The sequence below is a fragment of the Streptomyces sp. NPDC059454 genome (assembly GCF_042749965.1).
Lineage (GTDB): Bacteria > Actinomycetota > Actinomycetes > Streptomycetales > Streptomycetaceae > Streptomyces.
In genome coordinates, this window is sequence record NZ_JBHYVC010000010.1 from 48,910 (window position 1) to 72,688 (window position 23,779).

At 73.3% G+C, this 23,779-nt stretch carries 22 protein-coding genes and 1 pseudogene; 14 read left to right on the forward strand and 9 right to left on the reverse strand.

Annotation, left to right across the window (positions count from 1 at the left end):
* Positions 1-58 precede the first annotated feature (58 nt).
* From ACFXAE_RS09790 to lnt, 3 genes are all read right to left on the reverse strand, one after another.
* Complete coding sequence (locus ACFXAE_RS09790) at positions 59-859, reverse strand: 3-hydroxybutyrate dehydrogenase (RefSeq protein ID WP_384710711.1); 801 nt, start codon at positions 857-859, stop codon at positions 59-61.
* 54 nt (positions 860-913) lie between these two features.
* Entirely contained in the window at positions 914-1,393 is a 480-nt protein-coding gene (locus tag ACFXAE_RS09795; RefSeq protein ID WP_384710714.1) for an NUDIX domain-containing protein, read from the reverse strand.
* 64 nt (positions 1,394-1,457) lie between these two features.
* Positions 1,458-3,071 (reverse strand): apolipoprotein N-acyltransferase, encoded by a 1,614-nt coding sequence (lnt, locus tag ACFXAE_RS09800; protein ID WP_384710717.1) that lies wholly within the window; start codon positions 3,069-3,071, stop codon positions 1,458-1,460.
* Between the two features lie 271 nt (positions 3,072-3,342).
* On the opposite strand from lnt, the gene ACFXAE_RS09805 reads away from it, so the two are divergent.
* Positions 3,343-4,389 carry an O-antigen ligase family protein gene (locus ACFXAE_RS09805; RefSeq protein ID WP_384710720.1) on the forward strand — a complete coding sequence of 349 codons (1,047 nt, stop codon included), beginning with the start codon at positions 3,343-3,345 and terminating at the stop codon, positions 4,387-4,389.
* 257 nt (positions 4,390-4,646) lie between these two features.
* On the opposite strand, the gene ACFXAE_RS09810 is transcribed toward ACFXAE_RS09805, so the two are convergent.
* Together ACFXAE_RS09810 and ACFXAE_RS09815 are read right to left on the reverse strand one after the other, a co-directional pair.
* Positions 4,647-5,192 carry a hypothetical protein gene (locus tag ACFXAE_RS09810; protein ID WP_384710723.1) on the reverse strand — a complete coding sequence of 182 codons (546 nt, stop codon included), beginning with the start codon at positions 5,190-5,192 and terminating at the stop codon, positions 4,647-4,649.
* Between the two features lie 50 nt (positions 5,193-5,242).
* A complete protein-coding gene (locus tag ACFXAE_RS09815) occupies positions 5,243-6,037 on the reverse strand; it encodes a glutamate racemase (protein ID WP_384710726.1) in 795 nt (264 codons plus the stop codon).
* Positions 6,038-6,053: 16 nt separating this feature from the next.
* Here ACFXAE_RS09815 and ACFXAE_RS09820 point away from each other — a divergent pair, with 16 nt between their 5' ends.
* Entirely contained in the window at positions 6,054-7,271 is a 1,218-nt protein-coding gene (locus ACFXAE_RS09820) for a glycosyltransferase (protein WP_384710729.1), read from the forward strand.
* Between the two features lie 12 nt (positions 7,272-7,283).
* On the opposite strand, the gene ACFXAE_RS09825 is transcribed toward ACFXAE_RS09820, so the two are convergent.
* Positions 7,284-8,549 carry a TerD family protein gene (locus ACFXAE_RS09825; RefSeq protein WP_384710732.1) on the reverse strand — a complete coding sequence of 422 codons (1,266 nt, stop codon included), beginning with the start codon at positions 8,547-8,549 and terminating at the stop codon, positions 7,284-7,286.
* Positions 8,550-8,845: 296 nt separating this feature from the next.
* Between ACFXAE_RS09825 and ACFXAE_RS09830 the strand changes: the two genes are divergently transcribed.
* From ACFXAE_RS09830 to ACFXAE_RS09840, 3 genes are all read left to right on the forward strand, one after another.
* Positions 8,846-9,274: a DUF6643 family protein gene (locus ACFXAE_RS09830; RefSeq protein WP_384710735.1), complete on the forward strand. Its 429-nt coding sequence runs from the start codon at positions 8,846-8,848 to the stop codon at positions 9,272-9,274.
* 370 nt (positions 9,275-9,644) lie between these two features.
* A complete protein-coding gene (locus ACFXAE_RS09835) occupies positions 9,645-10,250 on the forward strand; it encodes a hypothetical protein (protein ID WP_384710738.1) in 606 nt (201 codons plus the stop codon).
* A 123-nt stretch (positions 10,251-10,373) separates the two neighbouring features.
* Positions 10,374-12,803, forward strand: a complete 2,430-nt coding sequence (locus ACFXAE_RS09840; RefSeq protein ID WP_384710741.1) for a right-handed parallel beta-helix repeat-containing protein — start codon at positions 10,374-10,376, stop codon at positions 12,801-12,803.
* Here ACFXAE_RS09840 and ACFXAE_RS09845 read toward each other — a convergent pair.
* Positions 12,773-15,142 carry a hypothetical protein gene (locus ACFXAE_RS09845; RefSeq protein ID WP_384710744.1) on the reverse strand — a complete coding sequence of 790 codons (2,370 nt, stop codon included), beginning with the start codon at positions 15,140-15,142 and terminating at the stop codon, positions 12,773-12,775. The genes ACFXAE_RS09840 and ACFXAE_RS09845 overlap by 31 nt on opposite strands.
* Positions 15,143-15,428: 286 nt before the next feature.
* Here ACFXAE_RS09845 and ACFXAE_RS09850 point away from each other — a divergent pair, with 286 nt between their 5' ends.
* On the forward strand, positions 15,429-16,268 hold the full coding sequence (locus ACFXAE_RS09850; RefSeq protein WP_384710747.1) for a DeoR/GlpR family DNA-binding transcription regulator: 840 nt from the start codon (positions 15,429-15,431) through the stop codon (positions 16,266-16,268).
* A 235-nt stretch (positions 16,269-16,503) separates the two neighbouring features.
* Here ACFXAE_RS09850 and ACFXAE_RS09855 read toward each other — a convergent pair whose 3' ends face one another.
* A complete protein-coding gene (locus ACFXAE_RS09855) occupies positions 16,504-17,628 on the reverse strand; it encodes a PLP-dependent cysteine synthase family protein (protein ID WP_384710750.1) in 1,125 nt (374 codons plus the stop codon).
* A 331-nt stretch (positions 17,629-17,959) separates the two neighbouring features.
* Between ACFXAE_RS09855 and ACFXAE_RS09860 the strand changes: the two genes are divergently transcribed.
* Together ACFXAE_RS09860 and ACFXAE_RS09865 are read left to right on the forward strand one after the other, a co-directional pair.
* Positions 17,960-18,283 carry a hypothetical protein gene (locus ACFXAE_RS09860; protein ID WP_384711058.1) on the forward strand — a complete coding sequence of 108 codons (324 nt, stop codon included), beginning with the start codon at positions 17,960-17,962 and terminating at the stop codon, positions 18,281-18,283.
* Between the two features lie 183 nt (positions 18,284-18,466).
* On the forward strand, positions 18,467-19,012 hold the full coding sequence (locus tag ACFXAE_RS09865; RefSeq protein WP_384710753.1) for an ATP-binding protein: 546 nt from the start codon (positions 18,467-18,469) through the stop codon (positions 19,010-19,012).
* A gap of 343 nt (positions 19,013-19,355) precedes the next feature.
* On the opposite strand, the pseudogene ACFXAE_RS09870 reads toward ACFXAE_RS09865, so the two are convergent.
* Positions 19,356-19,726 (reverse strand): annotated as a pseudogene (locus ACFXAE_RS09870) (hypothetical protein); the annotation flags it as partial.
* A 393-nt stretch (positions 19,727-20,119) separates the two neighbouring features.
* Between ACFXAE_RS09870 and ACFXAE_RS09875 the strand changes: the two are divergent.
* The 6 genes from ACFXAE_RS09875 (at position 20,120) to ACFXAE_RS09900 (ending at position 23,213) form a co-directional block, all read left to right on the forward strand.
* Positions 20,120-20,446, forward strand: coding sequence for a PadR family transcriptional regulator (locus ACFXAE_RS09875; protein WP_384710756.1), 327 nt, complete (start codon positions 20,120-20,122; stop codon positions 20,444-20,446).
* The gene (locus tag ACFXAE_RS09880; protein ID WP_384710760.1) at positions 20,443-20,799 is read left to right on the forward strand and encodes a DUF1048 domain-containing protein; all 357 of its coding nucleotides are present in this window, start codon (positions 20,443-20,445) and stop codon (positions 20,797-20,799) included. Before ACFXAE_RS09875 ends, ACFXAE_RS09880 begins: the two co-directional genes overlap by 4 nt.
* A gap of 1 nt (position 20,800) precedes the next feature.
* The gene (locus tag ACFXAE_RS09885) at positions 20,801-21,127 is read left to right on the forward strand and encodes a DUF1048 domain-containing protein (RefSeq protein ID WP_384710763.1); all 327 of its coding nucleotides are present in this window, start codon (positions 20,801-20,803) and stop codon (positions 21,125-21,127) included.
* Positions 21,124-21,342, forward strand: a complete 219-nt coding sequence (locus ACFXAE_RS09890) for a hypothetical protein (protein ID WP_384710766.1) — start codon at positions 21,124-21,126, stop codon at positions 21,340-21,342. The genes ACFXAE_RS09885 and ACFXAE_RS09890 overlap by 4 nt, the downstream gene beginning before the upstream one ends.
* A 96-nt stretch (positions 21,343-21,438) precedes the next feature.
* Complete coding sequence (locus ACFXAE_RS09895) at positions 21,439-22,425, forward strand: ATP-binding cassette domain-containing protein (RefSeq protein WP_384710769.1); 987 nt, start codon at positions 21,439-21,441, stop codon at positions 22,423-22,425.
* The gene (locus tag ACFXAE_RS09900; protein WP_384710773.1) at positions 22,422-23,213 is read left to right on the forward strand and encodes an ABC transporter permease; all 792 of its coding nucleotides are present in this window, start codon (positions 22,422-22,424) and stop codon (positions 23,211-23,213) included. The genes ACFXAE_RS09895 and ACFXAE_RS09900 overlap by 4 nt, the downstream gene beginning before the upstream one ends.
* The last annotated feature ends 566 nt before the right edge of the window (positions 23,214-23,779 follow it).

Consider the following 23,779-nt stretch of genomic DNA (forward strand, 5'->3'; position numbering starts at 1 on the left):
CCCGTCAGGCCTGTGGAAAACCCTGTCGGCCGACGGCCGGCCGCTGACGGCCGATGCCTCAGTGCGCGGTCCAGCCGCCGTCCAGGACCAGTGAGGTGCCGGTCACGAAGGACGCCTGCGGGCCGCACAGGTAGGCCACCGCCTCGGCGACCTCCTCCGGTTCGATGAGCCGCCGGACGGCGCTGTCCCGCAGCATCACCTCGGACAGGACGCGTTCCTCGGGGATGCCGTGGGCCCGGGCCTGGTCGGCGATCTGTTTCTCGACCAGGGGGGTGCGCACATAGGCGGGGTTCACACAATTGGAGGTGACACCATGGGGCGCGCCTTCGAGGGCGGTGGTCTTGGACAGTCCCTCCAGACCATGTTTGGCGGCCACATAGGCGGACTTATAGGCCGAGGCGCGCAGTCCGTGGACCGAGGACACATTGACGATGCGGCCCCATCCTTGGCCGTACATGTGGGGCAGGGCGCCCCGGATGAGCCGGAAGGGTGCCTCCAGCATCACGGTGAGCACCGTGTGGAAGACGTCGGGCGGAAACTCCTCGATGGGGCGGACCAACTGCAACCCGGCGTTGTTGACCAACACGTCGGTGCCGGCGGCGGCGAGTTCGGCGGCGTCCAGGTCGGTGAGGTCGAGGACGTGCGGCTCGACGGCGCCCCCGAGGTCCGAGGCCGCGTCGGCGAGCGTCTCCAGGCCCGCGGCGTCCCGGTCGACGGCTCTGACCTTGGCCCCGGCGGCCGCGAGCCGCAGCGCGCAGGCGCGGCCGATGCCGCCGGCTGCGCCGGTGACGAGGGCGGTACGGCCACCGAGGTCGAGCGGGGTGGCGTGGGGGGCCGGAAGGGCACGGGACGCGGTCATGTCTCGACCCTAGGCAGCGCCCGCACGCCGCCCCATGTGGTCAGGCCCTACAGTTCAGCCAAGTCCAGTGGGGTCGAACCATGTGGGTGCGTCGGACATGGCCTGCTTGATCCGGAAGCGCGCGAACTCGTTCAGTTCCGGCAGCGCGTCCACGGCGAACCAGCCGACGTCCAGCGACTCGTCGTCGTTGACCCGTGCCTCGCCGCCGAGGGCGCGGCAGCGGAAGGTGATGTCCATGTACTGGCAGATGTCGCCATTGCCGTACGTCACCGGGTCCAGCGCCTGGACCAGCACGACCCGCTCGACGGCGCAGCGCACCGCGGTCTCCTCCTCGACCTCCCGCACGGCGCAGGCCGCGGGCTGCTCCCCGGGGTCGGGGATGCCGCCGAGCACCGACCACTTGCGGGTGTCGGTCCGGCGGTTCAGCAGGACTCTGCCCTCGTCGTCGAAGACGAGCGCGGTGACGCCGGGGAGCCAGAGCAGCTGATGGCCGGCGGAGGCGCGCAGGGTGCGGATGAAGTCAGGGGTAGCCATGCCCCGACCCTAACCGGCCGGTCAGGGCCCTCCCCCGCGCTTCAGGGGGCGTGCGGCGGGCGTACTACCGCACGTCACCGGCGCGTCGCCCGCGCACTCCGGCGGCGACGGACCGGCCCAGTCCGCCCGCGGCGACCAGGACGAGGGCGATCTCCGGGAGGATGCCGAGACGGGTGGCGGGAGTCTGCGAGGTGCGCAGCGGCACCTCCCCCACCAGCGAGTCGGCGACGAACATGCCGGTCCTCTGCGTGATCTCCCCGTCGGGCATGATGATCGCGCTGACCCCGCTGGTCACCGGCACGGTGACGGCGCGGCTGTGCTCCACGGCGCGAACCCGGGACATGGCGAGCTGCTGGTAGGTCATCTCGCTGCGGCCGAAGGTGGCGTTGTTGCTGGGCACCGAGATCAGCTGGGCGCCGGCGGTGACCGTGTCGCGCACCGCCCAGTCGAAGGCGGCCTCGTAGCAGGTGACCAGGCCGACGCCGGCACCGTTCATGGTGAAGACGCCCGGCTCGCCACCCCTGCTGAAGTCCTGGCGGACCATCGACGTCCAGTTCTCGTTGATCGCCCCCACCAGCGAGCGCAGCGGGAGGTACTCGCCGAACGGCTGGATCTGCCGTTTGTCGTAGGTGTCGACGGGGCCCTTCGCCGGATCCCAGAGGATCTGCTCGTTGAGCAGTCTGCCGTCCCTGTCGACCACGCCGCCGACCGAGATGGGCGCGCCGACGGCCTTGGCCGCCTTGTCGATGACGGCGCGCGCGTCGGCGTTGGTGAAGGGGTCGATGTCGGAGGAGTTCTCCGGCCACAGCACGATGTCGGGCTGCTCGGCCTTGCCGGCCGCGACACCGGCGGCCAGGCGCTCCGTCTCCCTCGCGTGGTAGTCGAGGACCGCACGCCGCTGGGAGTTGAAGTCCAGGCCCAGACGGGGCACGTTGCCCTGGATGACGGCGACGGTCACGGTGCCGGTCTCGGCCTTGTCGCTGACCAGCGACCGGGCGGCGAAGGCGGCCACCAGCGGTACGGCGACGCTCAGCACGCCGACGACCGCCGCGGCACGCCGTACGGTTCCGGTGCGCCGGGCCCGCAGGGCCAGTCGGACGATCTCGTACAGGCCGAAGCCGCACAGCACGACGGCGAAGCCCAGCACCGGAGTGCCGCCGAGCGCGGCGAGCGGCAGGAAGACACCGTCCGCCTGACCGAACGCGGCCTTGCCCCAGGGGAAGCCGCTGAACGGTACGCGCGCGCGTACCGCCTCGCCGGCGATCCACAGCGCCGCCGCCCACACCGGCCACCCGGGGAGCTTCGACACCGCGGCGACGCCCGCGCCGACCAGCGCGACGAAGACCGCCTCGATCACCACGAGGGCGATCCACGGGCCGGGGCCGACCTCCACACCGGTCCACACCAGCAGCGGCAGCAGGAAGCCGAGGCCGAAGAGGTAGCCGAGGCCGAGTGCCGCCTTCCAGCTCCGGCCGCGCAGCGCCCAGCCGAAGACGGCGAAGGCGGGCAGGGCCAGCCACCACAGGGTGCGCGGCGGGAAGCTGACGTAGAGGAGCAGGCCCGAGAGCGCGGCTGCGGCGGCCGGGAGGAGGCGCACGAGCCGCCTGCCCCGCGCCGGTGGCGCGGTCTGCGGCGGCATCGGGTCCGACTCGCCGACGGAGGTTGCGGTGACGGTCACTCCGGGAGTCTACGGCGCGTGACCTGGCGGCCGACAGCACGGTCGGCGGGGCGCAGGACGCCGGGCGGGCCCGTGCTCCCTCCGGGTGGGCGGGCTGCGTACCGCATCGTTTCCGCGCGACTTGTCACCCCACATCCCCAAACCGGGCACCAGCCGTTACGGTGTGCCGGTGCCCTGGTCGTGCGGCCCGTCGCGGCGCCGGCGGCGGCCGGGGCCCGTCACAGGTCGGGGGCGACGACGCGGTGCGGGGTGCGGGGTGGGTTCCACGGGGATGGCTTCCGCCGGTCCGGATGCGGACGGCGAGAGACGGACCGGGCCGGACGCGGCGGGGGTCGCGGTGCTGGGGGTCTGCGCGGCCTGGCCACTGATCACGGCGGCGGTCCGGGGCGGCCGGCCCGAGGGCATGCTGCTCGCGGTCCTCGCCGTGGCCGCGGGCTATGCGGCGGGCCGGATGGGCGGTGCGCTGCTGCCGGTGGCGGCGCCGTGCGCGGGTGCCCTGGCCGGCGTCGGCCTGACGGTGGCGGTGCCGCACCTGGCGCCGGGCCCGCAGATCACCGCTCCGCTGGGACACGCCGGTGCGACGGCCGCGATGCTGGCCCTGTCGGCCGGTGCCGCCTGCTGCGCGGCCTGGGCGGCCTCGGTGCCGGCGGCGCGGTCGGCGCTGCGTCTGCTGGCCGCGGGAGTCGTGGTGACCGCGGCCGTACTGGGCTCCGTCCCGGGGTGCGTCGCCTGCGCGGCGGTGCTGCTGTGCTCCCTCGCCGTGGGCCGGGTACGGCGTCGGGGTCCCGCTCTCGCCGGGCTGGCCGTGACGGCCGCCGGGGTGACGGGGCTGATCTGGGCGGTGGCCGGTGACGCCGTGCCGGAAGGGTTCGCCGCGTCGCTGGAGGGGCGGCTGACCGCGCACCGGGTGGGGCTGTGGCGGGACGCGCTCGGCATGGTCCGGGAGCATGCGGGGCTGGGCGTGGGGCCGGGGCGTTTCGGGGAGCTGAGCACGGTGTCGGGTCAGTCGCCGCTGTCCGACGGCAAGCCCCACTCCGCGCCGCTGCAGCTGGCAGCGGAGCAGGGGGTTGTGGGGGTGCTGCTGCTGGGGCTGGCCTTCGGCTGGCTGTTGTACGCGCTGTGGCGCAGTCCGCGGGCGACGCCGGTGGTGCTCAGTGCGGGGGTTTCTCTGACGGTGCTCGCCTGCGTCGCCGCGGTGGGCAACGCGCTGAGCTTTACGGCGGTGTCCGTGGGTGGGGGGCTGCTGGCCGGGTTGGCTACGTCCCGGCCGTTCGTGGAGGACGCGGGGCCGTTCGCGCGGGGGCGTGTGATGCGGTGACCGGCGCTCGCGGGAGGTGTTCGCCCGGCCCGGCGCTCGCGGGGTGCGCCGCGTGGGTGCGGGCCGGGGGTGGGTTGCGCTGCCCGGCGCTTGCGGGGTGCCGTCGCGCCCACCCGTGCCGCCCCAGCGGCACGGGTGCCCGCAGGAGCGGGAGACGTACAGCGGCGGCTGCCCGCAGGAGCGGGAGACGTACAGCGGCGGCTGCCCGCAGGAGCGGGAGACGTACAGCGGCGGCTGCCCGCGGGAGCGGGAGACGGTTAGTGGGGCGCGCCTGGTTTGTTGGGGCGGAGGCGGTCGCGGATGACGGTCACCGCCGCTTCCGCGTCGTCCACGGTGACCGTGAAGGTGTGGCCGTCCCACAGGCGCAGGACGATGCCCTCACCACGGCGCACGACGACTGCCGTGCCCTTCTCGGGCCGCCAGCGGTACCCCCAGCCGCCCCAGTGCCGCGGGGTGACGTGCGGGGCGAACTCCGCGCCCGCGACGTGTGAGAGCGGGATGCGGCGGCGGGGCACGCCGATGTGGCCGCAGCGCACCTCCAGGTGGTGCTCGTCGACCCGCAGTGCGACATGCACGAAGGCGAGGGTGCCGAACAGGACCAGCAGCCCGGCGGCGATGCAGCCGACGACGGCCATGGCCAGCGGCGCGATGCCGGACGTCCACGCGGAGTCGACGGCCAGCACGATGCCGAGCGCCAGGCAGGCGGCGCCGATCAGCGCCAGGAACCACTGGAAGCGGTTGGTGGCGCGACCGGTCCAGACCTCGGGGTACGGGGCATGCTCGCCGTGGCGGTGGTCCCTCATGGATTCGAGGTTACTCAGGATTCGCCCAGCGGGTACCGCGCGGCACCGCGTTACTGCGCCGTCCGGGCGGCAGCGGCCTGCCTCAGCAGTCGGCCCTCCGCATAGGTGAGGGCGGCCGTGGGGAGCGCGCCCTCGCGTCCGCTCAGCAGCACCGTCAGGGTGCCGCTCGCCGGGGCCCCGGGGGCGGGCTGCTCGCCGAGGCGGCGCAGGGCCTGGGCGGCCACCGCTCCGGCGGAGCCGTGCAGGGCGAGCGGCGGTCGGCCGGGGCGCTGCACGGCGGCCCGGATGCGCTCGGCGACCAGTTCGTAATGGGTGCAGCCCAGGACGACGGTCGTCACGTCGTCCGGGGTCAGCCCGGCAGCCGCGGCGACGGCGGCGTCGATCGCCGTCTCGTCCGCGCGCTCCACGGCCTCGGCGAGCCCCCAGCACGGCACCTCCGTGACGGTGACGCCGCCGGCGAAGTTCTCGATCAGGTCCCGCTGGTAGGGGCTGCCGGTCGTGGCCGGTGTGGCCCAGATCGCCAGCGGTCCGCCGCCGGCCGCGGCCGGCTTGATCGCCGGGACGGTGCCGATGACCGGCAGGCCGGGCTCCAGGCGGGCGCGCAAGGCGGTGAGGGCGTGCACCGTGGCGGTGTTGCAGCCGACGATCAGCGCGTCGGGCCGGTGCGCGGCCGCGGCCCCGGCGACGGCGAGGGCGCGCTCGGTGAGGTCCTCCGGCGTCCTGGGTCCCCAGGGCATGCCGTCGGGGTCGAGGGAGAGGACGAGATCGGCGTCGGGGCGCAGGCGCCGTACCGCGGCGGTGGCCGCCAACAGACCGATTCCGGAGTCCATGAGCGCGATCTTCACCCGGCCACGATAGACGATGAGCCGCTTCGGGCCCCTGCCGTGGGGCAGACTGCGGCAGGTGAGCGCCATTGTGTGGAGTGCCGCCGGATCACTCGCCGCCTGGTGGTGGCTGCTGCTCTGCCAGGGTTTCTTCTGGCGTGCCGACGTGCGGCTCCCGCCGTCCCGCGACCCGGTGACCTGGCCGTCGGTGTGTGTCGTGGTCCCCGCGCGTGACGAGGCGGCCGTACTGCCCGCGAGCCTGCCCTCGCTGCTCGCCCAGGACTATCCGGGCCGGGCCGAGGTGTTCCTCGTCGACGACGGCAGCACGGACGGTACCGGGGAACTCGCGCGGGAGCTCGCGGACCGGCACGGCGGGCTGCCGCTCACGGTGGGCTTCCCGGGCGAGCCGCCCGCCGGCTGGACCGGCAAGCTGTGGGCGGTACGGCACGGCATGGGCTTGGCACGCGCGCGTGACCCCGAGTACCTGCTGCTGACGGACGCCGACATCGCGCACGCCCCGGACAGTCTGCGCCGACTGGTGGCGGCGGCCCGTACCGGTGGGTTCGACATCGTGTCGCAGATGGCCCGGCTACGGGTGGAGAGCCCCTGGGAACGCCTGGTCGTACCGGCGTTCGTCTACTTCTTCGCGCAGCTGTACCCGTTCCGCCGGATCGGGCGGGCGGGGACCCGGACGGCCGCCGCGGCGGGCGGCTGTGTGCTGCTGCGCGCCGCGGCGGCCGAGCGGGCACGGATCCCGGACGCGATCCGGCAGGCCGTCATCGACGACGTGGCGCTCGCCCGCGCGGTGAAGCGGAGCGGCGGACGGGTCTGGCTGGGGCTCGCGGACCGGGTGGACAGCGTGCGTCCGTATCCGCGGCTGCGCGATCTGTGGCGCATGGTGTCGCGGAGCGCGTACGCGCAGCTGCGGCACAGCCCGGTGCTGCTGGCCGGCACGGTCGCCGGGCTGGCGCTGGTGTACCTGATGCCGCCCGTCGCGGTGACCGCGGGCGCGGTGACGGGGAGCGGGGTGGCGATGGTCCTCGGTACGGCGGCCTGGCTGGTGATGACGGGGACGTACGTCCCGATGCTCCGTTACTACCGGCAGCCGCTGTGGCTCGCTCCCCTGCTGCCGTTCACCGCGTTCCTGTACCTGCTGATGACGGTGGACTCGGCGGTGCGGCACCATCAGGGGCGCGGCGCGGCCTGGAAGGGCCGCACCTACGCGCGTCCGGACGCCGTGCCCGACGAGGGCTGACCGCCCGTCACCTCACTTGCGGCCGGGGGTCCAGTTCATGCCCCACCCGTAGGCGTGGTCGACGGTGCGCTGCGGGCTCACTCCGCGTTCGGGGACCAGGTAGCGGGCCTCGCGCCGGACGACGAGCTCGCCGCCGCCGGTGTTGGTGATCAGGGCGAGCGCGCACACGGTCGAGGGGACGGTGCACTCGTCGAGGGAGAAGTCGATCGGTGCGCCGTGCTGCGGCCGGAGGGTGACCGTGGCGTGCAGGTCGGCGAAGGAGCGGGCGCCCTCGTAGATGGTGACGAAGACGAGGACGCGCCGGAGGAGGTGCTTGTGGTCGAGGTTGACGGTGAGGTTCTCGCCGTTCGCCGCGGCACCGGTGCGGTCGTCGCCGTCCAGGTGGATGAAGGGGGGCTGGTGCAGTGCCCCGAAGGCGTTGCCGAGGGCTTGGACGACGCCCTTGCGGCCGTCGGTGAGTTCGAACAGGGCGCACAGGTCGAGGTCGAGGTCGGAGTGCATGGCGACCGGGCGGCCCAGCTTGCCCGCCCAGCCCGAGAACTGCCTGCGGACCTCCCAGTTGAGGTTCACCTGCAGGGCGCCCGACGTGCCGCCCTGCTTGGTCAGGGAGACGGAGGGGGCCGCCTTGGTGAGCGTCACCTTCGTCAGCCGGACCGGCGCGGGAGGCGTGGGGGGCGCGGAGGGCACAGGCGGTGCGGCCGGGACGGGCGTGGCGACCGGGGGCGTGCCGGGCGGCACCGGGGCGGCGGGGGTGTGCTGCGGCTCGTCCACCGTGATGCCGTAGTCGGTGGCGAGGCCCTCGAGTCCGCTGCTGTAGCCCTGGCCGACGGCGCGGAACTTCCAGGCGCCCTGGCGCCGGTAGAACTCGCCGAGGACGAACGCCGTCTCGGTGGTCGCGCCCGTGCTGTCGAAGCGGGCCGCCACGGTGCCGTTCGCGGTGTCCTCGACCTCGATGTACAGGTCCGGGACCTGTCCGAACGTGCCGCCGTCGCAGGAGACGGCCAGGATCACCGTCTCGATGCCCGGCTCCACACGTGCGAGGTCGACGAGCAGGGTGTCGGTGACCCGCCCGCCCGCCTCCCGCTTGCCCTCGTGACGCACGGCGCCGGAGGCGTGGGCGGGCTGGTTGTAGAAGACGAAGTCGTCGTCGGAACGGACCTTCCCGCCGGCCAGCAGGAGGGCTGAGGCGTCCGCGTCGGGTACGCCGGGGCCGGAACGCCGGCCCACGTCCACCCGCAGTGCCGTCGTCGGCACCGGTGTGTTCGATCCCTTCGGCATTGACATGTCCGCCCCCCATCACGGGCCGCCGCGCCAGGCCGGGTCCCGGCATCCGTCGGTCTTCGTCCGCACAACTTATTCCCCCGCGCGGGGAACTCCCATGGGGAGTGCGCGGGAACCGGTGGCCAACCGCCGGTAACCGGCCCGGAACTCGGCCTTTACACGAAATACGCCTACCGATGTGCCTGTTTTCTACATGTTCGCTCACATTGGTGATCCCCGGTCACGGCGGGCACGGAAAACAACCCTCTTATCGGTCTCCCCAACCAGCACATCGTGGGCTTAACTTATGTGCCATGACCTCCCCCCGCTCCACTTATGGCGGCGGCTACTACTCCGCCTCCTTCCCGGACACCCCGATCTACGACTCCCTCGTGGCCGAGCGGGGTACCCCGCAGATCGCCCCGATCCGGGTCCCCGCCGCGTACGACGCGCCGGCCGGCCACCTGCCCGCGCTCCCCTCGGCGTTGCCCGCCCTCCCGGCGGCTCCGTCCCAGCCCTCCTACGGCTACCCGCAGGCGCCGCAGCCCGTCCCGTTCCAGCAGGTGCCCGCCGGGTACATCCCGCAGCAGGCGACCGCGCCGCGCGGCTACCCCGGCCCCCAGCCGCAGCCGCCGCGTCCGGCTCCGCCCGCCGGCTACGAGGCGATGCGTCCGGCGGCTCCGCGGCCGGGTCCCGCTCCCTACCAGGACCCGTACAACAGCCAGCAGTACCGCGGATACTGAGCCTGTCCGGGCTGTCGTGCCGTACGGCACGACAGCCCTGCGGGCATGCCCGTCCGCACCCGATTCGCCGGAGGCCCCGAGGTCGCTTCCGGCTGCTCCCGGGGAGGGCATCGGACTTCTGCCCAGCGGGGCGGGGAACGCGGTTTCGCCTCGGACAGCGCCGGCCACCGCGCTTCGCACGGGACGCCGCCGGGTCTCCGGCCGGCGGCGTCCGGCTGTCCGCGCCGGGAACGGAGGCACCGGCGTCATCGTGGAGGTCCGCACGCCGCGGTTCCCGTCACGGGCGCGGGAACTCGGGCCCCGAACCTCGCGCGTTGGCCTTTCATGAGAGATCCATGAAAGGACCCGCGGGGGGAAGGGGGCGCGGACCGTGCGAGCGATCAGCGGACTCTGGCGCTGGCGGCACAACCCGTTGTGCCGCGGGACCGACCTGGCCGAGGCCTGGGTGGCGTTCGCGGCGCTGCTCCTCCTCCTCGTCGCCGCCCCGGTGGCCGGCGTCCTCGTGGGAGGCGCTGCCCAGGACGCCCTGCAGCGTTCCGTGCGCGCACAGCACCAGTCCCGGCACCCGGTGACGGCCACGGTGGTGCGCAAGCTCGATCCGTCCCCGGCGGCCTCCGACCCGGAGATCTCCGTCGGCGGGGATCCGCGCCACCGCGTCCTCGCCCACTGGACCGCTCCGGACGGCACCGAGCGGAGCGGGCCGGTGCCGACGCGCCTGAAGGACCCTCGGCCGGGCGACCGCTTCCGGACATGGACCGACGGGCACGGGACCGTCGCGACCCGCCCCCTGGACGCCGCGACGGCCACGACGCACGCCGTGCTCGCCGGCGTCGGCGCCGCCCTGGTGACCGCGGCCCTCGTCGAGGGCTTCAGACGGCTGGCCGTCCGGCGCATGCTCCGCCGTCGGTACGCGCGTTGGGACCAGGCGTGGGACAGGGCGGGCCCGGACTGGGGCAGGACCGGGACCGGCAGCTGACCGACGTCACGGCTCTGGTCAACCCGGTGCCCGCGCGCACGCTACGGTGGTCCGGCCGAACCGATCGGCGGCGACACGCACGCGAACGAGCCACGTACGACAAGGTGGGGGCACAGCTACGCCATGGCACAGGGCACGGTCCAGGTGACGCACACCGGCACATCGAGGTGGCGGCGCCGCACGGGTGAGTACGCATCGCTCGCCGCCGCCCTGGAGGCCGCGGCCGAGGGCGACGTCCTCACCGTCGCTCCCGGGACCTACCGGGAGAACCTCGTCGTGCAGCGGGCGGTGACCCTGCGCGGCCCCGAGGGCTCACCCGGCTCGGTGCGCATCGCGCCCCCGGACGGCGTTCCGCTGACCGTGCGCGCCTCGGCGGTCGTCCAGGACCTGCACGTGGAGGGGCAGGACACCACCGCCCCGGCCGTGCTGGTCGAGGGGGGCACCCCGGAACTGCGCGACATACGCGTGGTCACCCGGTCCGCGGCCGGCATCGAGGTGCGCGGCGGCGCCCGGCCCACGGTGCGCCGCTGCACGGTCGACAATCCGGCGGGCGCCGGCATCGCCGTGGTGGACGGCGGGGGCGGGGTGTTCGAGGAGTGCGAGGTGGTCGCCGCGGGGCAGGCGGGGGTCACGGTGCACGGCGGCGCCCGCCCCCGCCTTGAGCGCTGCCGGGTGCATCATGCCTCGGGCTCGGGACTGACCGCGGCCGGGGAGAACTCGGCGCTGGAGGCGGTGGGTTGCGAGGTCTACGAGGTGCGGGGCAGCGGTGTCCAGGTCACCGGCCGCGCCACCGCCCACCTCACCGACTGCGATGTGCACCGGACGACCGGGGACGGCATCACGCTCGACACGGACGCGGTGCTGACGCTGGCCGACTGCCGCATCCACGACATCCCGGAGAACGCGGTCGATCTGCGGTCCCGCTCGGTGCTCACCCTGACCCGCACCAGCGTGCGGCAGTTCGGCCGCAACGGCCTGTCGGTGTGGGACCCGGGCACGCGCGTGGACGCCAACCAGTGCGAGATCTTCGACAGCACCGGCGACTACCCGGCGGTGTGGGTGAGCGACGGCGCCACCGCCGTACTGGACTCCTGCCGGGTGCACGACGTGCCGGACGCCCTGTTCGTGCTCGACCGCGGCTCGCGCGCGGACGTCGTCGACAGCGATCTGACGCAGGTGCGCAACACGGCCGTGTCGGTGAGCGACGGCGCCACCGCGCAGCTCGACGACTGCCGGATCCGGGAGGCGGCGACGGGCGCCTGGTTCCGCGACCACGGCAGCGGCGGCACCCTCGCCAACTGCTCCCTGGAGGGCGTGCAGACCGGCGTGATCGTCACCAAGGGCGCCGACCCCACCGTCGAGCGCTGCACCGTCGCCTCCCCCGCCGAGGCCGGCGTCTACGTCTCCGCCGGCGGCCGCGGCACCTTCGTGAACTGCCGGGTCACGGACAGCGGCGGCTACGGATTCCATGTGATCGACGGCAGCCGCACGACGCTGCGGAAGTGCCGTACGGAGCGCTGCGCGCGCGGTGGGTACGAGTTCGCCGAGGGCGACGCGGCGTCCGGCTCGGGCGGTCCCGTCGTGGAGGACTGCACCGGTGACGAGAGCGGGAGCCTGCGGCCGCCGGTGTCACCGGAGCCGGCCGTGCAGACGGTGGGCCACACCACCGGCCTGCTGAGCACGGTTCCCGCCGCCCGGACGACCGAGCCGGCACCACCCGCCCCCGGGCCGGAGCGGGAGACCCGCACGTCCAAGGCCGTGCTCGGGGAACTCGACGCGCTGGTGGGCCTGGAGAGCGTCAAGCGCGAGGTGCGCGCCCTCACCGACATGATCGAGGTGGGCCGGCGCCGGCAGCGGGCCGGCCTGAAGGCGGCGTCGGTCAAGCGGCACCTGGTGTTCACGGGCTCCCCCGGCACGGGCAAGACCACCGTCGCCCGTCTGTACGGCGAGATCCTCGCCTCGCTCGGGGTGCTGGAGCAGGGGCATCTGGTCGAGGTGTCCCGGGTCGACCTGGTCGGCGAGCACATCGGCTCCACGGCGATCCGCACCCAGGAGGCGTTCGAGAAGGCGCGCGGCGGTGTGCTGTTCATCGACGAGGCGTACGCGCTCTCCCCGGAGGACGCCGGGCGCGACTTCGGCAAGGAGGCCATCGACACGCTGGTGAAGCTGATGGAGGACCAGCGGGACGCGGTGGTGGTGATCGTGGCCGGCTACACGGCCGAGATGGAACGGTTCCTGGCGGTCAACCCGGGCGTGGCGTCCCGTTTCTCACGAACGATCACCTTCGACGACTACGGGGCCGAGGAACTGCTGCGGATCGTGCGGCAGCAGGCCGAGGAGCACGAGTACCGGTTGGCGCCGGGCGCCGGTGAGGCCCTGCTGACGTACTTCGCCGACATCCCCAAAGGGCCCGCGTTCGGCAACGGGCGCACCGCGCGGCAGACCTTCGAGGCGATGGTCGAGCGGCACGCGAGCCGGGTGGCCCAGCTCGACGAGCCGACCACCGACGACCTGACCCTCCTCTACGCCGAGGACCTGCCCGCGCTGCCCTGAGCACCGTCGGGCTCCCCCGTGGGCCGGGGTGCCGGTACGTCCGGCCGCAGGCGGGCGAGCAGGCGGCGGCGTTCCTCGGCGAACGCCGGGTCGGCCTGGTAGTCGGAGTGGCCGAGGATCGGCGCGGGCAGGGGGTGGGACTCGGTGCGGCCGTAGGCGAGGGGGTCCTTGAGCGCGGGGCGGTCCACGTCGGGGCCGCGGTCGCCGGGCAGCCGCATCGGGCCGCCGATGGGGTCGGTGCGCCGGTGGAGATTGCGCCAGCAGTCGACCTCCCGGTGCAGGGAGCTGAGCGCGTCCGGGCCGAAGTGGGCCGGGAACCAGCGGCCGTACAGCCGCTCCAGCGGGGAGCCGTAGGTCAGCAGCGCGACGCGTCTGCGGGTGGACGGCGGGAGCTGCCAGGCCGTGGCGGCGGCGAGGACGCTGCCCTGGGAGTGGCCGGAGATCACCAGCCGGCCGCCGGTGGCCCGGGTCCAGGTGGCGATGCGCCAGGTCAGGTCGGGCACCGCGCGCTCGGCGTAGCAGGGCGGCGCGAAGGGGTGCGCGGCGCGCGGCCAGAAGGTGCCGACGTCCCACAGGATGCCGATGGTGCGCCGCGCGGAGGCGTCCTTGTAGGCGCGGCGGCCCCAGGTGACGAGGAGTACGAAGCCGAGTCCGATCAGCCAGGAGCCCAGCGCCTGCGCGGTCTCGGCGGCGCCGTGGACGACGGCGTACGAGCCTCGTGCCGCCTCGCCGGGTGTCCTGTCGGTGGTCAGGGCGCCGACGAGGGCGCCGGCGCCCAGCAGCAGGGTCGCGGCGGAGATGACGGCGAGGACGCGCGGTGCGCGGTCGGTGAGCGCGGCCATGGCGCGCACGGAGGCGATACGGCGGGTGCGGCCGGGGTCGCCCGTCTCGCCGGGGTACTCGCGTTCCACGGCGGCACGCTCGACGCGCGCCATGCGCCAGGCGCGTCGGGCGAGCCAGCCGCACAGCAGCAGCACCAGGACGAGCAGCGGCGGGATGACGGACGCCTGCCAGGTGAGCAGCACGGGCGGGCCGGGGATCGAGGTCCCGGTGCCGTCCAGCCAGTCGGCGACCCGCTGGGAGACGCCGCCGGACATGACGCCGCCCAGCGCGCAGGCGAGCATGGCGACCGCCGGTCCGGCCAGGCCCCGCATCGCGGCGCGCCGGTCGGGGTCGGTGCGGTGCAGGCTGTGGGCGACTCCGGCGAGCACGATCACCAGCAGGCCCTGGGCGAGGGCGAGGGCGCCGAAGGTGGCGTCGCCCGGCAGCCGGCCCGCCGACTCCCAACCGGGGCGCTCCCACCCGGCGTAGAGCAGGGTGAGGGCGAGCAGGACGAGCGCGGCGAGCGGCAGGTACCGCACCAGGTGCCGGTCGAGTCCGCCGTCCAGCCGGTGTTCGGTGCGGCCCCGGCGGCACACCACCCACACCACGGCGCCCGCACCGACGGCCAGCACCGCCTCCAGGAGCACACCGAGGGCGCCCAGGACGGCCGGGCCGCCCGGCTCTCGGTCGTGGCGGGCGGCGGCGGAGCCGACCGCGGCGGCGACGGTGAGCAGTCCGGCGGCGGTGTGCGCGGCGCGCAGCCGGGCGACCAGGCGCCGGCCGTACCAGAAGCCGGGCCGGCCCAGTGCGGTGCGCCCGCCGTCCTCCTCGGGTTCGGGGTCGTGGGTCATCGGCTGCTGGGACTCGTACGCGCTCCAGGTGCGCAGGGAGAGGAACCACAGCAGGCCGGTGAGGGCGGCGGGCACCAGGGCGGCGAGCGCCAGCCTGCGGCCCGGCGCGCTCCACCAGCCGCCGTCGGACGTCCCGGGCGAGAGGAAGCCGAGCCAGGAGTGCCGTTCGGCGCACGTGTGTGTACCCGCGCACTGCCAGGCGGCCAGGTCGAGGGCGACCTCGCAGGCGGCCGCGACGAGCAGCACCGTCAGGCTCAGCGCCGCCAGCCGCACCAGCAGCCCGTACAGCCGGACCGTGCGCCGGCGGCCGTGGGCGGTGGGGCGCATCCAGTGGGCGAGGTTGACCACCATGAAGGGGAGCAGCAGCAGCCACAGGGCGCGGGTGCCGTTCCCGGAGGTGAGGTTGCACCAGACGTAGGCCTCGGGGACGGGTCCCTCGCGTCGTCCGGCGGGTCGCCGCTCCGCGTCGGCGTCGTCGGCGCGGCGGAACACGGCGGCGACGTCGTCACCGGTGATCCTCACCGTGCGCGGGTCGTCGAGCATCTCCTCGGGGGTGGTGCCGCCCACCCCGTGGACCAGGAGTTCCAGGGCGGTCCCGGACTCCCCGGGCCGCTCCGCGGGACCGTCGGTCCCCTCGGCCGGTCCGTGTTGCCGCGTGCTCTCCACTGATTCGCACTTCCCCCGTGACACCCCGTCGGATCCGTCCGTGCGGGCTCAGGATCTCCCGTGGCGGAACGGCTCGCACCTCTCGTCACGTAATCTCCCCGATCCGTGTGACAAGCAAGCGACATGCGGGAGATCAATGACATGCGCGCGACGATCCGGCAGTGGCGCCGCCGGGGGCGCGGCATGCGAGGATGGGACGTCCGCGCACCGATGCCGGGCGGAAACCCGCTCGTCGGAGCGGGTGCGGGCAGGTCGGACGGTTTGCGGCGAAAGGACCGGAGCGTACGTGAGCGAGAATCAGAACCTGCTCGCGGAGCAGCGGCGCACCCTGATCCTCGACGAGGTCCGGCGCCGGGGCGGGGTCCGGGTCAACGAGCTGACCCGCAAGCTCGGCGTGTCGGACATGACGGTCCGCCGCGACCTCGACGCGCTGGCCCGGCAGGGCATGCTGGAGAAGGTGCACGGCGGCGCGGTCCCGGTGGTGGAGGCGAGCACGCACGAGCCCGGGTTCGAGGCCAAGTCGGGCCTGGAGCCGACCGCCAAGGAGGACATCGCGCGGGCGGCGGCCGAGCTGGTCGCTCCCGGCGCGGCGATCGCGCTGTCGGGCGGTACGACGACCTTCGCGCTGGCGCACCACCTGCTCGACGTTCCCGACCTCACGGTGGTCACCAACTCGGTGCGGGTGGCCGATGTGTTCCACGCGGCGCAGCGCACCTCCGGGACCCGGCAGGGCGCGGCCACGGTCGTCCTGACCGGCGGGGTGCGCACGCCGTCCGACTCGCTGGTGGGGCCGGTGGCCGACCAGGCGATCGCGGTGCTCCACTTCGACCTGCTGTTCCTCGGGGTGCACGGCATATCGCTGGAGGCGGGGCTGTCGACCCCGAACCTCGCGGAGGCGGAGACGAACCGGCGCCTCGTGCAGTCGGCCCGGCGGGTGGTCGTGGTCGCCGACCACACCAAGTGGGGCACGGTGGGGCTCAGTTCGTTCGCGTCCCTGGAACAGGTCGACACCCTGGTGACGGACTCCGGGCTGCCCGCGGGGGCGCGCGCGGAGGTGTCCGAGCATCTGCGGCGGCTGGTGGTGGCGGGCGAGCCCGAGGAGTCCTCGGAGGCCGCTGACATCTGACGGACCTCCAACCTGCCTGCCTGCCGCCAAGTCCGGTGTCCGTCGAGGAGGTCACGTCCGTGGCCCACCGTCTGCGCCCCGTGGGGCACGAGTTCGTCCGGGCCGCGCCCGTACGTCCGGTCTTCGAGCGGGAGGTCTCCGCCTCGCCCGAGCGGGTGTTCCGCGCGCTCGGGCGAGGACGTCACCGGCTGGACGGAGTGGTTCGGGCCGGTCACGCCGGCTCGCGGGGTAGCCCTCAGTCGGGCCAGACGCCGGTCCGCAGCAGGGACTCGATCGCCGCCGTGTACGGCGCGATGTCCAGACCCTGCCCGTCCAGCCAGGCGTCCGAGTAGTACTTGTCCAGGTACCGGTCCCCCGGGTCGCACAGCAGCGTCACCAGGCTCCCCCGCCGGCCCTCCGCCACCATCTCCGCGACGAGTTTCAGCGCGCTCCACAGCCCGGTGCCGGTGGAGCCGCCCGCCTTGCGGCCGATGACCCGTTCCAGGGCCCGCACGGCGGCGACGCTGGCCGCGTCGGGCACCTTCATCATCCGGTCGATCGCGCCGGGCACGAAGCTCGGCTCCATGCGGGGCCGGCCGATGCCCTCGATACGGGAGCCGCGGTCGCAGGCGACGCCCGGATCGCCGGTGGTCCAGCCCTGGAAGAAGCACGAGTTCTCCGGGTCGGCGACACAGATGCGGGTGTCGTACTGCATGTAGTGGACGTAGCGCGCGAGGGTCGCCGAGGTGCCGCCGGTGCCGGCCGTGGCGACGATCCACACGGGTTCCGGGAACCGCTCCAGCTCCAGCTGGCGGAAGATCGATTCGGCGATGTTGTTGTTGCCCCGCCAGTCGGTGGCCCGCTCGGCGTAGGTGAACTGGTCCATGTAGTGGCCGCCGGTCTCCGCCGCCAGGGCGGCGGATGCCTCGTACATCGTGCGGGGGTCGTCCACGAAGTGGCACCGACCGCCGTGGAACTCGATGAGGCGGCACTTCTCGGCGCTCGTCGTGCGCGGCATGACGGCGATGAAGGGCACGCCGATCAGCTTCGCGAAGTACGCCTCCGACACGGCCGTGGAACCGCTGGACGCCTCGATCACCGGGCGGCCCGGACGGATCCAGCCGTTGCAGAGCCCGTAGAGGAAGAGCGAACGGGCCAGCCGGTGCTTGAGGCTGCCGGTCGGGTGGGTCGACTCGTCCTTCAGGTAGAGGTCGATGCCCCACCGCTCGGGCAGCGGGAAGCGCAGCAGATGGGTGTCGGCCGAGCGGTTGGCGTCGGCCTGCACCCTGCGCACGGCCTCTTTCAGCCAGGCCCGGTAGGCGGCGTCACTGTGGTCGACGTCGAGGGTGGCGCCGGCCAGGGTCTGTCGGGGAGTGCTCACGGCGGGGCTCCTTACGCTGAGCGCCGACGGCGTCTCGCGCGGCCGGTACCCCGATCATAAGCACCCTCCACACCACCTCTCACCTGCATAAACACTTCTTTGAGCCACTCAAAGGCACTCCTGGGGAGCGCAGGATGCGGCAAGGGGGCGCACTGGCGCGAGTGCACCCCGGGCCCCGGGGAACGGTGGCGCGTGCACTGGTGCTCGGCGGCGGGTGCGGGCAGACTGCACCGGCGTGAGCAGCGTCCCGTACGGGGCACACTGGAGCTGGACAGGAGCCGGCCCGTGGAGCACGGTCCGGCACACCGACGCGCACAAGGGGGCGGGTGGCATGGCGGAGCCGGAGTTCACGGCCACGGGCGTGCGGATCGGCAAGTGGCTGCGTTCGCTCACCCGGGCCGGCCAGGTCCGGATCAGCGAGGGCCGGCTGGAGCTGCTCACCAGCTACGGCAGCGAGATCGACAGCGCGCCGGTGCAGGCGGTACGGGCGTCCAGGCCCTGGTTCGCACCCGAGGACCGGGCGCTCGCGGACCTCAACGGCAAGCGGTACCTCCTGACCCTGGGCGACCACGACCCCGCGCCGGGTGAACCCGGTCCGCCCGCCGCCCGCCGTTTCATCGAGGCCGTACGCCGGGCGTCGGGGCGCGGCGCCTGAGATGTCCGTGACTTGCGTCACTTCACCTCTTGCGTCACGCTGGTCTCACGTCACTCTGGGTTTACCGGCGATAACGCTGCGAACCAGCCCGCCGGCCACGACAGCAGGCGGCAGCGTCACGCAGGCGCCCTGCTGGATCCGTCTTCCGTGTTCTTCCGGACCTCACGTCGGGGAGTCGCAGCCGTGATCACTCACCCAAGCAGGCACTGCGCGGTGGAGCTCCAAGCCCTGCCGTCGCGGATCGGCCAGGTCCGCAGAATCGTATCTGCGCAGTTGCGCTACTGGCATATGGACTCGTTGATAGACCGGGCATCGCTCGGTGTGACGGAGTTGTTGTCCAACGTCCACCGGCACGCCCAGCCCGACAAGACGTGCACCGTCGAGATCGAGCTGCTGCTCGACCGGCTCAAGGTGTCGGTGCGCGACCACGACCCGCGGTTGCCGGTCGTGGCGGACGCGAGCCCGCTCGCCACGTGCGGGCGCGGGCTGGCGATGGTGGCCGCGATGAGCGAGAGCTGGGGCGCGGTGCCGGACGGCGAGTCCGGCAAGATCGTGTGGTTCACCCTGCCGACACCGGCCGCGACCAACACGCCCGCCGGGGACCGGCGTCCGCGGATCACGGCCGGCGAGCCCGCCGACCACCGCTTCGCGGAGGTCGCCCTGGTGGAACACACCACCGGGGACCACCGCTCCGAACGGGCTCCGGCCCGCTCCACCGTGCCCGGCTGACACGGACGACCGGCAGGCCGGCGGGGAGCCGGTGGCGAAACCCCCGGCTCCCTCCCGGCCTGCGGGTCCCGGCAGCGGGCGCGCTGCCGCCGGCCGAGCGCCTCGACAGTTCCAACGGCCGGTCCCCGACGGTTCGTTCCCGGTACGGATGTGACATGCCGTCCGGTCCGTCGGCCTGTCACGGCACCCCGCGCCCTTCCGCTCTCCGTAACCTGACGAGCCGGCGGATGGAGGAGCACGGTGAGCGCGGCAGCGGCGGCGGGGAGCTGACGGTGAACCGCGTCGGCCACGGCGCGATGCGGCCTGCCGGCAACGGCCACAGGGAGTCCTCCCTGTCTCCTTGTCGCGGCCGCATGAGGTCCAGGTCCTCGCCCCAGGCGTCCAGTACTCCGCCGTGCCCGGCCACCCGGGCCGCCGCCTCGACCCGGGTGAACAGGTGCCGCTGCAGGGTCGCGTCGCCTGTCGCCGAGATGCGGTCCACGGCATGGGGCAACACCTCGGTGCCCCAGCCCGGGAGCGGATGCCGGGCGAGCTCCCACGCCAGGTACTTGTTGCAGGGGCGGGGCGGCGGTCGAGGGCGAAGAGCAGCTCGAGCAGGAACCGGATGCTGTCGGCGGCGTCCGGGCGAGCGGCGAGGGCCCGGCCGTCCCGGTGGTTCTCGACGGAGCGGCAGAGCGAGTTGACGTAGGCGTCGAGCCGGCCACTGGCGTTTCGGGACCCCGCCGAGGGACGCGAGCGGCACGGTGCCGTCGGGGACCAACGCCTCGGCCGTGACGAACCGCCCCCAACGGGGCCCCTGCCATCCACGGGCTCCGGCCTCTCCAGCGGCTCGGGGCAGGGGGCGTTGCACCTCCGGGCGCCGGCCGGCCCGTGCTCGAAGGGCCTTGCCTCGACGACGACTTCACGGCCGTCCGCCGGCCGCTGAACCGCTCCGGGATCGCGGTGGAGGCCCTGAAGCACCGCGCGGTGCGCGGGGCTCTTCCTTCACTTCGCGGATCGCACGGTCCGGTCCGTGGTCACCGCTCACTGACACCCTCCACTACTCGGTGATACTTTGTAGTGGTACTCGGTACCACGAAGTACCGAGAGGACTGAGGTGGGCTTGCGATGGACGACCTGACGGAGATGCTGAAGGGCACGCTCGAAGGGTGCGTGCTCGAGATCATCGGCAGCGAGGAAACCTACGGGTACGCCATCACCCGTCAGTTGAACGAGCTCGGCTTCACCGACGTCGTCGAGGGGACGGTGTACACCATCTTGCTGCGGCTGGAGAGGAACGGGCTCGTCCAGGTGACGAAACGGCCGTCCGAGGCCGGTCCGCCGCGCAAGTTCTTCACGCTCAACGACGCCGGACGCGAGGAACTCGCGAGGTTCTGGGCGAAATGGCAGTACGTCTCATCACGCATCGACAAGCTCAAGGAGGGCGGGAGATGAACTTCTGGGAGACCATCACAGGCAGCGATCTCACCAGGGAATGGAAGGCGTTCGAAGCCCGGGCCGCAGCCCTGCCGGACGACTACCGGGCGGCGTGGGAACAGATCAAGGGCCACCTCTTTCCCCATGGGGACTTCACCGGCCGCAACCTGACGCCGATCTTCGACGCCGCCCTGGGGCTGCTCGAAGAAGCCGCAGCGGACGGGCTGAGCGTCCGCGAGGTGCTCGGCGAGGACATCCGGGGCTTTTGCACGGCGCTGGCCGGCGGAGAAGGGGCCCGAACCCATCGCGACCGGTGGCGCGAGCAGCTGAACAGGAACGTCGCCAGGAAACTGAACCGGCTGGAGGGCTGACGTGAGCATCCAAGACATCATCGAGGGAAAGAAGCAGTGGCGGGCGCACATGGCGCGGGTCAAGGCACTCCCACCGGACTACCGGATCGTCTACAAGGAGATGCAGAGGTACCTGTTCAAGGTCGGACCGATCGACCTGTCCGACGGGCCCCTGCTGCCCGGGATCGTCGACTTCTTCGAAGAGGGCGTCGCCGCGGGCAAGGGGGTCCTGGAACTCATCGGCAACGACGTCGCCGCGTTCTGCGACGACCTGATCAAGGACTCGCGCACCTATGCGGACGTCTATCAGGAGTCCATCGGCGGGAAACCCGGCACCGCCGAGAAGTGACACCCGTCGCCTCGCGCCCGCGGGTACAGCCCACCCGCGCGACCCGTTCGCCTCGGCGCGGCGCGCATGGACGCGAGCCGACCGGCCGGCTCGACACGGGACCGGCCAAGGCCGGCGTGCCGATCGACCTCGTCGAGCTCGCGCCGCAGCACCTCGACGACGTGATCACCGGCCTCGACGGCCCCGGCTCCACGATGCGGGTCTCCCGCGAGTGACGCCGCCACGCGCCAGGTCCTGACCTACCGGGACCGGCCCCGGCTTCCCCCATCACCTCATCCCTCGAAGGGGAGACCCCTGTGCCTTCGCCTGTCATGCCCACGTCCAAAAACGGTGGCGGCCGCCTGTCACCGCCCGCCATCTCCGCCCTCGGCCTGCGCAAGACGTACGGCGGCAAGACCGTCCTCGACGGCATCGATCTACACATCCCGGACGGGTCCGTCTTCGCGCTGCTCGGTCCGAACGGCGCCGGCAAGACCACCGTCGTGAAGATCCTCTCCACCCTCGTCACCGCGGACGCCGGCGACCTGCGGGTCGGCGGCCACGACCTCGCCGCCGACCCCCAGGCCGTACGGGCCGCGATCGGTGTCACCGGTCAGTTCTCCGCCGTGGACGGGCTGATCACCGGCGAGGAGAACATGCTCCTCATGGCGGACCTGCACCACCTCTCCCGGCGCGAGGGGCGGCGGGTCACCGCCGAACTGCTGGAGCGGTTCGACCTCACCGAGGCGGCGAAGAAGCCCGCCTCCACCTACTCCGGCGGCATGAAGCGCCGCCTGGACATCGCCATGACCCTGGTCGGCGACCCGCGGATCATCTTCCTCGACGAGCCCACCACCGGCCTCGACCCGCGCTCCCGCCACACCATGTGGGGCATCATCCGCGAGCTCGTCTCCGACGGCGTGACCGTCTTCCTCACCACCCAGTACCTGGAGGAGGCCGACGAACTCGCCGACCGCATCGCCGTGCTCAACGACGGCAGGATCGCCGCCGAGGGCACCGCCGAGGAACTCAAACGGATCGTTCCCGGCGGGCACGTCCGCCTCCGCTTCACCGACCCGGCCGCCTACCACAGTGCCGCCACCGCGCTGCGCGAGGTGCAGCGCGACGACGAGGCGCTGGCGTTGCAGATTCCCAGCGGCGGCAGCCAGCGCGAACTGCGCGCGCTCCTCGACCGGCTCGACTCGGCCGGCGTCGAGGCGGACGACCTGACCGTGCACACCCCCGACCTCGACGACGTCTTCTTCGCCCTGACCGGCGGCGCCGCCGTCCCCCACCAGCCCAAGGAGGCGGTCCGATGAGCTCCCTGACCCTGGCCGTGCGCGACTCGTCCACGATGCTGCGCCGCAACCTCCTGCACGCGCGCCGCTACCCGTCCGCGACGCTGAACCTGCTGCTGACGCCCGTCCTGATGCTGCTGCTCTTCGTCTACATCTTCGGCGACGCGATGAGCGCCGGCATCGGCGGCAGCGGCGCGGACCGCTCCGACTACGTCGCCTACATCGTCCCGGGCATCCTGCTCATGACCGTCGGGAGCACCACGATCGGCGCCGCGGTGTACATGGCCATGGATATGACCGAGGGCATCATCGCCCGCTTCCGTACGATGTCGATCCACCGCGGCTCGGTGCTCATCGGGCACGTCGCCGGCAGCGTGCTGCAGTCGGTCATGAGCGTGGTCCTCGTGGGCGCCGTCGCCGTGGCCATCGGCTTCCGCTCGACGGACGCCACGGTCCTGGAGTGGCTGGCGGCATTCGGGCTGGTCACGATGTTCTCCCTGGCGCTGACGTGGATCGCGGTCGGGATGGGCCTGTCCAGTCCGACCGCCGAGGCGGCCGGCAACAGCGCCATGCCGCTGATCCTCCTGCCGTTGATCTCGAGCGCGTTCATCCCCGCCGGGGCGATGCCGGGCTGGATCCAGCCGATCGCCGAGTACCAGCCGTTCACCCCGGCCATCGAGACCCTGCGCGGCCTGCTGCTCGGCAGCGGGATCGGCCACAACGGCTGGCTGGCCGTCGCCTGGTGCCTGGGCCTCACGATCCTCGGCCACTTCTGGTCCAGAACCCTGTTCGACCGCGACCCGAAGTAGCCGGCAGCACCACCTCGAAGCAGCGGCCCCGCCCCTCGTTCCGTACCGCTGTCCGGCCCGCGGGGCCTTCCGTCGCCCGGGCTGACGGCGTCAAGCCGTACGACCGAGCCGAGGCTCGACGCGCACCGCTTCGACCTCGCCCCCGCGCTGCGGCTGGTTGAGGAGACCGTTCCGCACGTGGTGGTGAACGGGATGGAGAGTCGCCGACGTGCCCGCCGTGGAGAAGGCGGATGCCGACGAGTAGCCGAGCAGTGAGCTGTGACAGGCGGTCCGGAGTCCTTGCGGCTGACTCCGGACCGCCTTCGGCACGAGGGCGTGGTCTGCTCGGGCCGCTCCTGCCGCGGGAGCGGCGCCCCCGTCGGCTTCCGTCGAGGAGACCTCCTCGGCAGCCTCCGGCTCCCCGGCGAGGAGTCGCACGGCCGGTCGGCGGCGCGGGCGGAGCCGGCCGCCTTCCGGGAACGGGGCGGCACGGCCCCGGCTCGCGCACGCCGTGGGCGAGGCGGCGGTGGAAAGCGTCCTCACCGGGAATCCCGGCCGGGCCTTCGCCGTCGACCGGCGTCGGCGTC